This window comes from Mesorhizobium sp. BR1-1-6 (assembly GCF_020165355.1).
Taxonomy (GTDB): Bacteria; Pseudomonadota; Alphaproteobacteria; order Rhizobiales; family Rhizobiaceae; genus Mesorhizobium.
Genome location: NZ_JAIUHZ010000002.1, coordinates 498,881 through 507,330, shown reverse-complemented (window position 1 = coordinate 507,330; position 8,450 = coordinate 498,881). Strand labels below are relative to the sequence as shown.

Genomic DNA, 8,450 nt, shown 5'->3' with positions numbered 1-8,450 from the left:
CTTGTCATGATCTCGATCAGGTCTTCATCGAACGGCAGGCTGCCGACCCAGTCAACGAGCACACGGACCTCGACACCCTCCCGGGCTTTGGTTGCCAACGCGGTCGCGAACTCATAACCGACGACCCCCGACCAATAGATATAGGTCTCGAAATCAATTGTAGACCGAGCCGCATGGATTGCCTGCAGCATCGAAGGAAAGATCTCATCTCCGTTGACAAGGGTTTGTACCGCGTTTGAATCGAACAGCTGTCCTTGTGAATAACTGCTCATGCTCCTTGCAAATTCGGGATCCGACGCGTCGAATCGGTGCGGGACAAGCGTTCGCAAAATGCGTGGCTCTGGTGCCAAGTTTATGCTCAGCAAAGTGATCAGGCTGGCGATGACGGCAACGGCCACGTATTTGAGGCCCTTGAGCAGCCTCCCCCGGTTTACGCCAAACCTCACTGGGTCCGCACCCGCCCGTAGCGCCGCGAGTCCGCATGGCACATCTCAATCGCCCTGCTGTTTACGAGTGCGATGCTTTTCGATTTCCTCTGGTTCCTCATCATCGATTCTGGTGATGTTCGATGCCGAGCTATTCGTTCGCAACATCTCATCCAGCTTGGCATGGATCGCCTGCGTGTCGCGATGTTCTGCGCGTTGAATGAACAGTGTCATGGCCCAGGTGAACAGGGTCGCCGCGCCGTGCCAGTTCAAACTCGCCCTGTCGAGAAATAGCCAAAGGGCCGCGTAAGCCAGCAGCACCAGGAATGCTGCCGGCCGAGAGGTCAACGTGCCAATTGAGGTGAGCACGCTCGTGATCGGGCGATTTGCCATCATCAAGAACTTTCGACTGCAACGCAGGTTCCCGTTGTGCCAAGCTCTACAATGCATGCCGGCGGAGCGCCAAGCAGTGGTGGGAGCGCATGTTCCATTCCAAGCGGCGTTCGATCATCTTTTTAGGAGCAGCCTGCGAGCATTCTCTATCTCACCATTTCGGCAGCAACGATCACCGTGGTTTGTGTTCCTCGATTGCGCGTTCGATAGCCTTTACGCGTCTCACCCAAGCGAAGGTCGGCAGTCTGGAAATCGTCTGATGGCCGCGCCACTGACAGTCTCCGAAGCCGACAGTTCCTCAACACGGGTTCGGGCGTCCAGCCGTGTGAAGATGCAATCGCTTCCAGTTCGGCGGCGGTTTGCGTCGTCGGCGCCCGCCAAACGGTGAGTACCCCGCAGCCGTGAGCGAGGCGGCCCATCAAATGACCGAAGATGTTGTCGCTCGACATCGCTGCATCGTACTTCAGCTGCCGAACCTCACGATTTGAGCTTCTATTGTGCAGCTTGCATCCGGAACCAAAGTCTGAGGAGCAAGTTTGGCCGTGAATGCCGAAGTTTGGCATGGCCATTCAAGGAAGGAGAATCCGATGAAAGTACAATGTGGTACGACGGCAGCTGCCGCTGCTTTGGTCATGTTAAGCTTGCCGGCGCTGGCCCAGACGAGTGGGACACCGGAGCTTAAGCCGCCGCCGCAGCAGTCTGGATCCACACCACTGCCAGGCCCTAACAAACAGACAGAAGACCAGACGCGTGAGATGATGCGGCAGATGATGGACGAGATGTTACAGGACAAGCTGCAGGGAGATCGCGGCCCCGAAGAAAGGCCTCCGCATCGGCAAGATTGGCACCGGGACATAGGGCAAGGGCCGCACGATGGGGACAGGATAGCTCGAAAGCCTGATCGCATGGGGCCTCGCATGATGCACGCGGCCAGGATGAAAATAATGTTTGCGATAATGGACGCCGACGGCGATGGAGCACTTTCGCAGAGCGAGATCCAGGATGTGATCGGGAGGATATTTGACGTCGTCGACGAGAACGGCGATGGCAGGATTGACTTGGAGGAGATTGAATCCTTCTCACATAGTCGCGGAAGTGGAGAGATGCAGTAGCACTTCGAACTTAGGCGCTTTTTTGGACGCTATCCCTAGCATCGGTTGGTAGTATGCCCGGCTGGTCGATCGGACCTCCACACCGATGCGAGCATGCTCGTGCAGTGACCCGAAGCAGGCAAGCGTCTCTTCAATTCGTGGAACGTGCCAGAGGCCGAAGTGCCTCGGCGCTTCCAGCAAGGTTTCATGAATTGGCTCAGTTCCGCACCCTGATGGGCGGCTGGTGCAGGCAAAGCACGTCTATTCAAATGCAGGACTGCACAAAACCCGGCGCAAGCCGAACATCCGCCTCACACACCCGACCTTGCGCGTCTCCGATGCCGCGGCGGCGCGGACTCGCCACGACTGATCAGATAATTCGCGACGATTCTCCTGTGGCAGCGCCACCAAAGCGTTTCCGAGCACATGATGGCGCACCGCTGCTGCCTGCCGACGGACAAACGAACCTTAACGGAGACTTTCATGGGCAAAAATCAGCATGTCGTACCTCGCGACGGTCAGTGGGCGGTGCTCGGCGCCGGCAATAACCGCGCCACTTCGCTTCATCCGACCCAAGCCGGTGCGGTCGCCTCGGCAAGAGACATCGCCATCAACCAGCACAGCGAGGTGGTGATCCATCGCCCCAACGGGCAGATCCGCGACTCGAACTCTTACGGCAACGATCCCTTCCCGCCGCGCGGTTAGCGGCTTCAACACAAGGATATCCTAAAATGCAGACCCAGGAGAACGAAAAGGGCAAGGACAAGACCGTCACCATCATTGTTGACGGCAGCCCCTACGAGGTCCCGAAGAAGGACACCATCACCTACGCCGAGGTGGTGACACTAGCTTATCCCGATTATCCGCAGCACCCGAGATCACCTACTCGGTAACTTACACCCGCGGCGACGGTCACAAGCCGGAAGGCATCCTGGCTCCGGGTGGCAGCGTGAAGGTCAAGGAAGGAATGGTCTTCAGTGTTAATCGAACTGGCCAGTCATAACGACGACATCCGCCGACTGCTTGAAAAGGGCTACGCCCTGAGGGTCGACACATTGCACCTCGTGGTCCGGGACGTTCCGTACCTCGCTCTCGCCGGATTGCCGAAGGGCCTTACACTGCACGGTTTGAGGAAGTCACTCGGGGTTTATCTCGCCGAGGCGGGAGCATCCACCAGGCAGATGATGGACGTTCTCGGCCATGACGATATCGACCATGCCGAACTCTATTCCCGGGAAGCGTCGCAGGTGCGTTTGGCTGTGCAGGGCATGGACCGAGTCGTAAGGCTGGTAACGCGCAAACCATGCTTGGCGAACCTGTTGGCCAACCTCGTGGCGAACCACCATTTAACGCACTATAAATAACGATAATGGTGGGCCCGGAGGGACTGCACGAACCGCGCAATTCTGCGCTTTTCTTCGCCTCGGTTAGACACTAATGTTCCCGTATCGTTCCGCATCATCCCGTGAAGAGCGGCCTACCACCGACAACCCAAGATTCGGTCGATGACCGTTCGCTCGATGCCCTACCTCGCCGTGATTGGAGCCCTCATGCTGGGGATCGCATGGTTGATGGGCTGGATCTAAAAACCCTTGGCCTTCGCGTAGTGGCTTCGGCCCATGCCAGAAACCTTGTCCGGGTCAGGCGAGTAGATCAGCCCGACTGCCTTGCCGCCGCAGCGGGCACATCTCAGCTTGGGAATGAGGTCATCCGCCATGGCCGGCGCATCTGGACCGAGCTTGTCTTTCAGCATCTCAAGGTCCAGATCCTGGCTATGATTGCATGACGACCGGTGGCAATAGGCCCGGAGATGCATCTTGCCGTCTATCAACGTCTGAACCGTCCAGCCCTTTCCCATCGCCGCTCTTACTCTTCCTCTCGAAAATCCTGCAACGAAGCGTGCCGCAAATCCTCCTCGCCGCGCAAGTGCTTCACGCGCCCGATAATGCCCGGCTTGACCCATTGCGTCGCCGGCCGCTTCATGCCCTTGGGTGGTGGTCCTGCGTGCTCTTGCACCCGCTTCCATAGCCGCTCGCGGATCGCGCGGCTGGAATTGATGAAGGCAGAACCGACATACTGCCCGGTCTTGCGATCGGCCATCAGGGCGAAGGCGGGCTTGCCGGCCTCGCGCTCGACGCCGAGCAAGTCGAACTCGCTGACGGCATAAGCCTTGATCTTCAGCCAAGCGGTCGACGTGCCGCTGCGGTATTTGCTGTCACGCCGCTTCGAAACCATGCCCTCCAAGCCGGCATTGTCGACCAGGTGGAAGATCGCTTTGGCATCGCCGGGCAGCGCCTGGCTGAACTGGATGTGCTGGCCCTCGGGGATCAACTCGGCAAGGATCTCGCGCCGGTCCTCCAAAGGCATATCGCGCAGATCATGGCCATTGAGGTGCAGCAAGTCGAAGGCGACGAAATAGAGGTCGTGCTGGCGGCTGGTGATTGCCTTGCGCAGCGCGCCGAAATCGGAAAGCCCGTCATCGTTCAGCACGATGATCTCTCCGTCGATGATGGCGCTTTCCACCTCGAGGTTGGCGGCTGTCTTGGCGAGGTCGCGGTATTTGGCCGTCCAGTCCAGCCCGCGGCGGGTGAAGATGCGAACGCCGGTCTCATCCCTGATGATCTGGGACCGGTAGCCGTCGAACTTCACCTCGTGAATCCAGTCGTCGCCCTCGGGAGGCTTCTCAACCAAGGTCGGCATCAGCGGCTCGATGAACTTCAAACGCATGCACAGGACTCGTGAACGGCGATTCAATCAGCTTTAGCTAAAATGGTTCCGGAACTTTTACCGCGGGGACGTGTTCGTTGCCTCATGAAGAACGATCCTGAGGAAAGAGCCGCGTTGACGCTGATCAGGCGCACGATCGAGGAGCACTGTCCGCCCGGCGTGCTACCCAGCGAAGAGATGGTCAACGGGCTCTATGGCCCGACCCTCTTGGACGAAGCGGAGGCGATTTCAGCCGCGATCGTCGCCACGGTCGAGAGATTGCAATTGCAGACGACTGTCAAGCCACCGGCGCCGAGCATCAAGGCGTAGGATCAGCCGCCTCGCAGCACGCGCCAGATGTCTGACCAATAAGCAGTGATGAGCGAAGCCAGGGCAGCGGCCGCCATGCCGGTCACGCCCAAGGCGCCAAGCCCCATCAATTTCCAACGCGTCACTTCGGCTGTAACTTCCTTGACGCTGGTCATGTCGGCATTGAGCTTGCTGACCGCGCTTTCGGTGGCGCTCACGCGCTCCACCAACTCGTCAGTCTTCTGATACATCTTGGCTCGGCTGGACGCGGCGCGCTGTTCCGATTGCTCGTAGCTCAGGGCGGCGCGCGCATCGCTGTCCTTGATATCGCGCCGGATCTCGGTGATGTCGCGTTGCATGTCCTGTGTCGCTTGCAGCAGGCCGCCGATCATCATTTCGAGGCTTTTGGTTCCAGATGTCGGCATCAACCCCCGCCCTTCAATGCTCTGCCACGAAGATCAGATGCGGCCGAGCAGCATCAGAATGAGGACGATCACCAGCACCAGGCCGATAGCACTCGACGGATATGGCCCCCAACCGGCCGAATGTGGCCACGCGGGCAAAGCTCCGATGAGGATCAGGATCAGGATGACGATCAGGATTGTGGTGAGCATGGGAGTTTCTCCTATTTGAGCGCTTTGGCGGCGGCATCGTAGTGATTGGCGCACCGGGTAACTCTGGCGTTGGCCTTGTCGAGTTGATGCCGCTCGGCTTTCAGGACAGACCGAACCTCGTCGCCGATAGCCGCCACAGCGTGGGACTCCAGAGCGCGGCAATCGTCAGGAAGCGCCGGCAGCGTGACGCGCGCCGCCGCAATGCCCTTGCCGGTCGCAGCCTTGTTCAGGGCGTCACTTTGACAGCCAGTCAAGATCCCCGGAATCAAGACCGCAGCTACGACCAGCGGCAGCGAGCTTGGCTTCGAACTCCTTGCGGTCCTTGGCGAATTGGGCATCATCTGCGGCATCCTTTGCGCGGGCGTTCTTGAGGATTTCCTGATATGAGGCGATCACGACTTGGCCAGCGGAGACCTGTCGCTGGACTTCGGCGAGCTTTGCCTCGGCAGAGATGGCGCGATCTTCCTGCACATAGCCCCTGCGGGCGTCAGCGCGCTCCAAGGGAACGATTGTGAGGTAAGCGAGACCAACACCAGCGGCGACGCCGGCAGCGAGCCTCAGCGCCCCGCCTACGCCACCCAGGAGCATGTAGAGAATCGCTGCCATGACTATTCTCCTGGGGGCGGCGGCATGGCCGGCCCGGTAGGCGCGACAGGATTGTTCTGCTGGACAACCGTTGCCCCGCCCTGCTGTGTTGGCGGGATGCCAGCCCCGACCGCCATTGCATCGACTTCGGCTTTGCGCTGGGAATTGTGGTCCCAAGTTGCCCCGAAGACGTACGAGCCGATGACGGAGGCCATGAGCAGGAGCAGCCCATTGACCGATGTCTCGGAAAGCTGGATGTCACGGCCCCATACGGAAAGGTAGGTCACCAGCACGCCGCACCAGAAGAGCGTGAGAATGATGATCCGGCGGCGGATCGTCCAAGATGCCTGGCTGCTGAGCATGTCAGTTATAGCCTTCCCGCTTCAGGTCGGCGTCATACTGGCGGGCTATCGCAGCGATCTCGTCATCCTTGTCCCGGCCATTGATGATTGCCCGCGCGCCCTTGAAATCCGAATGCTGTAGGTCGATGAAATCGTCCAGATCGCGTCCGGTAAACCAGCCTTCCCGCATTCCGGTAACGGCAATCGTCGCGGCCACGTTTGGATCGAGCGCCAGTTGCGGGTTTTGGTGGACCGGCGAGCCCGTTTCCTTTTCGGCCCTGATGTAGTTCGCCTCCCAGGTGAGCTGCACGAAGCCTCGCCCGTGCCACGGGTAATAGCGGAGGTTCTTTTTGCGCCAGGCTTCAGAAAGCCAGTAGGCCTCAACCACTGGGCGCATGGTGTGCGCCGTCTCCCAGAAGGCGGTCGCCAGCACATAGGCGCATTGGTTGCGCAAAAGGCCCTGCCGCTTGCTCTCGTCAATGAGCAAGCGGGTGCAGCCAAGGGACAGGTCCATTGGGGTTTACCTCTGAGATGATGATTGGCTATGGTTGGCGCCGGGAGGGGCCGATGGGGGATATCAAGGTCAGATACACGGTCGAGACGATGCGCGGCGGCAAGGCTGTCATGCGCACCGACGTTCAGGCCGGCAGCATGGATGAAGCGGCGGAGAGCCTTGGTCCTGTTACTCCCGGGCTGGGTCGGGAGCCGAAATCAGGCGAATGGATACGGGTGACGGAGTTCGTCAGCGGCCGGACGAACTGGTTTCGGGCTGGGGATTAGGGGCGTGCTATTCGGCTGGGGCCGCAACTGAGCCTGAAGACATAGCAGCCGCCCCCACGCGCGGCCTTGTAAGATAGCGGCCAAGCCGAATGCCGCCCTGTTCAAACCAACGCTCTGAAAAATCCGCGATCGGCAGGGTCAGCACTGTCGTTACCACACCGAGCAGGATACCCATCTCCAATGAGTTGGTTTCACTGAAGCCGATATCCTTTATCATCGCCCCGACAACCCACATCACCGGAACGTTGAGCAGGTACAGACTGAAGCTTATACGACCCATAAACCGCAAAGACCGAGCGTTCATAAGATCGTAGAATATTCCCGCTCGGGCGTTAAAGGCGGCATACACCAGACAGCAAGCGAGCATCGTTTGACTGATCGTCGCCGTCGTAGAATGCATCGGAACGACCAGTCTGGCAAAGAGAAAGAACCCAACGGAGATCCAGACTGCTTGCTCATTGAACGTTGCCGACTTGGTCTCTGCCAATAAAACGCCAGCCATGAACGCGAACAGGACGCCCGACATGTTCGGGAGGTTCAGCGCCAAGAACGGCGATTCAATCGCCATGACCGAAATGGCGAGGCAGATCGATATCCCAAGAACCCCCCACTTCCTTCCAACGAAGAACGCCAGCAGCACAAAGGGAACGGCTAAGACCTCGGCCTGCAAGGTCCATGTCGCGCCATGCATCGTTATTTTTGCCAGTGTCGCATTGAGCAAAACCAGATGAGGATTGGCGGCAGCCGCGAGATGGGGGCTGTCTGCGAACCATGCAAAACTGGTCAATGATGATCCCAGAGCGAAGCAAAAGGCCATGCAAAAAGCTATAGCTGGATATAAACGGCACAACCGCCGCACCACGAACTCCCGGCAAATCGATACCGTTGAACCAGTAGCTCGGCTAAGCGAGTGTTTCAGGACGAAGCCGCTCAATACAAAGAACAGGAGGACTGCACTTTGGCCGTTGGCGACCGTAAGAGCGATCTTGGTTGCGGCTTCCCTGAAAGAGGTCAACGCCTGGATCGGAGGGTCCAGCGCGGCGACCGCCGATGCGCTTTGATCGAGGATGGCATGATAAAAAACTACTGCAACGGCAGCCAAGCCCCGAAGTCCGTCAAGCGCCGCGCTGCGCCCTTGAGTTGTCATGCCCTGCAACCTCGCCTGATCAGGGCATAGCTACCACTAGTTGACTCTCCTTTAGGTTG

15 protein-coding genes and 5 pseudogenes are annotated in these 8,450 nt (G+C 59.0%); 8 read left to right on the top strand and 12 right to left on the bottom strand.

Going from position 1 to position 8,450, the window contains the following annotated elements; translation table 11 throughout:
* The 3 genes and pseudogenes from LB545_RS07915 to LB545_RS07905 all read right to left on the bottom strand — a co-directional run.
* Positions 1 to 398 (bottom strand): annotated as a pseudogene (locus tag LB545_RS07915) (cardiolipin synthase B); the annotation flags it as partial.
* Between the two features lie 93 nt (positions 399 to 491).
* The gene (locus LB545_RS07910; RefSeq protein WP_140499798.1) at positions 492 to 818 is read right to left on the bottom strand and encodes a low affinity iron permease family protein; all 327 of its coding nucleotides are present in this window, start codon (positions 816 to 818) and stop codon (positions 492 to 494) included.
* A gap of 178 nt (positions 819 to 996) precedes the next feature.
* A pseudogene (locus tag LB545_RS07905) lies at positions 997 to 1,183 on the bottom strand (serine/threonine protein kinase); the annotation flags it as partial.
* A 177-nt stretch (positions 1,184 to 1,360) separates the two neighbouring features.
* On the opposite strand from LB545_RS07905, the gene LB545_RS07900 reads away from it, so the two are divergent.
* Complete coding sequence (locus LB545_RS07900) at positions 1,361 to 1,930, top strand: EF-hand domain-containing protein (protein ID WP_224655859.1); 570 nt, start codon at positions 1,361 to 1,363, stop codon at positions 1,928 to 1,930.
* Positions 1,931 to 2,262: 332 nt separating this feature from the next.
* Here the strand turns inward: LB545_RS07900 and LB545_RS07895 are convergent.
* Positions 2,263 to 2,361: pseudogene (locus LB545_RS07895) on the bottom strand (DUF488 family protein); the annotation flags it as partial.
* A gap of 31 nt (positions 2,362 to 2,392) precedes the next feature.
* Here LB545_RS07895 and LB545_RS07890 point away from each other — a divergent pair.
* The 5 genes and pseudogenes from LB545_RS07890 to LB545_RS07880 all read left to right on the top strand — a co-directional run.
* Positions 2,393 to 2,614, top strand: coding sequence for a DUF2188 domain-containing protein (locus tag LB545_RS07890; protein ID WP_140495891.1), 222 nt, complete (start codon positions 2,393 to 2,395; stop codon positions 2,612 to 2,614).
* Between the two features lie 26 nt (positions 2,615 to 2,640).
* The gene (locus LB545_RS30770) at positions 2,641 to 2,802 is read left to right on the top strand and encodes a multiubiquitin domain-containing protein (RefSeq protein ID WP_246679088.1); all 162 of its coding nucleotides are present in this window, start codon (positions 2,641 to 2,643) and stop codon (positions 2,800 to 2,802) included.
* Complete coding sequence (locus LB545_RS30765) at positions 2,787 to 2,912, top strand: multiubiquitin domain-containing protein (RefSeq protein ID WP_246679089.1); 126 nt, start codon at positions 2,787 to 2,789, stop codon at positions 2,910 to 2,912. Before LB545_RS30770 ends, LB545_RS30765 begins: the two co-directional genes overlap by 16 nt.
* Positions 2,887 to 2,988 (top strand): annotated as a pseudogene (locus LB545_RS30965) (hypothetical protein); the annotation flags it as partial. The gene LB545_RS30765 and the pseudogene LB545_RS30965, both read left to right, overlap by 26 nt.
* Positions 2,989 to 2,997: 9 nt before the next feature.
* Positions 2,998 to 3,198: pseudogene (locus tag LB545_RS07880) on the top strand (tyrosine-type recombinase/integrase); the annotation flags it as partial.
* Between the two features lie 293 nt (positions 3,199 to 3,491).
* Here LB545_RS07880 and LB545_RS07875 read toward each other — a convergent pair.
* Positions 3,492 to 3,662 (bottom strand): hypothetical protein, encoded by a 171-nt coding sequence (locus LB545_RS07875; protein ID WP_224704853.1) that lies wholly within the window; start codon positions 3,660 to 3,662, stop codon positions 3,492 to 3,494.
* Positions 3,663 to 3,775: 113 nt separating this feature from the next.
* The gene (locus tag LB545_RS07870; protein ID WP_224704851.1) at positions 3,776 to 4,636 is read right to left on the bottom strand and encodes an RNA ligase family protein; all 861 of its coding nucleotides are present in this window, start codon (positions 4,634 to 4,636) and stop codon (positions 3,776 to 3,778) included.
* A gap of 114 nt (positions 4,637 to 4,750) precedes the next feature.
* Here LB545_RS07870 and LB545_RS07865 point away from each other — a divergent pair, with 114 nt between their 5' ends.
* Positions 4,751 to 4,945, top strand: a complete 195-nt coding sequence (locus LB545_RS07865; RefSeq protein WP_224704849.1) for a hypothetical protein — start codon at positions 4,751 to 4,753, stop codon at positions 4,943 to 4,945.
* A gap of 2 nt (positions 4,946 to 4,947) precedes the next feature.
* Here the strand turns inward: LB545_RS07865 and LB545_RS07860 are convergent, their stop codons facing one another.
* From LB545_RS07860 to LB545_RS07835, 5 genes are all read right to left on the bottom strand, one after another.
* Positions 4,948 to 5,319, bottom strand: a complete 372-nt coding sequence (locus LB545_RS07860; protein ID WP_224704847.1) for a DUF1515 family protein — start codon at positions 5,317 to 5,319, stop codon at positions 4,948 to 4,950.
* A gap of 63 nt (positions 5,320 to 5,382) precedes the next feature.
* Positions 5,383 to 5,538, bottom strand: coding sequence for a DUF3309 family protein (locus tag LB545_RS07855; RefSeq protein WP_224704845.1), 156 nt, complete (start codon positions 5,536 to 5,538; stop codon positions 5,383 to 5,385).
* A 234-nt stretch (positions 5,539 to 5,772) separates the two neighbouring features.
* The gene (locus LB545_RS07845; RefSeq protein ID WP_224704843.1) at positions 5,773 to 6,144 is read right to left on the bottom strand and encodes a hypothetical protein; all 372 of its coding nucleotides are present in this window, start codon (positions 6,142 to 6,144) and stop codon (positions 5,773 to 5,775) included.
* Positions 6,145 to 6,146: 2 nt separating this feature from the next.
* Complete coding sequence (locus LB545_RS07840; protein WP_224704842.1) at positions 6,147 to 6,485, bottom strand: hypothetical protein; 339 nt, start codon at positions 6,483 to 6,485, stop codon at positions 6,147 to 6,149.
* Between the two features lies 1 nt (position 6,486).
* Positions 6,487 to 6,978, bottom strand: a complete 492-nt coding sequence (locus LB545_RS07835; RefSeq protein ID WP_224704841.1) for a carboxypeptidase — start codon at positions 6,976 to 6,978, stop codon at positions 6,487 to 6,489.
* Between the two features lie 53 nt (positions 6,979 to 7,031).
* On the opposite strand from LB545_RS07835, the gene LB545_RS07830 reads away from it, so the two are divergent.
* Positions 7,032 to 7,244, top strand: a complete 213-nt coding sequence (locus LB545_RS07830; RefSeq protein WP_224704840.1) for a hypothetical protein — start codon at positions 7,032 to 7,034, stop codon at positions 7,242 to 7,244.
* 7 nt (positions 7,245 to 7,251) lie between these two features.
* Here LB545_RS07830 and LB545_RS07825 read toward each other — a convergent pair whose 3' ends face one another.
* The gene (locus tag LB545_RS07825) at positions 7,252 to 8,391 is read right to left on the bottom strand and encodes an acyltransferase family protein (protein ID WP_224704839.1); all 1,140 of its coding nucleotides are present in this window, start codon (positions 8,389 to 8,391) and stop codon (positions 7,252 to 7,254) included.
* Between the last annotated feature and the right edge of the window lie 59 nt (positions 8,392 to 8,450).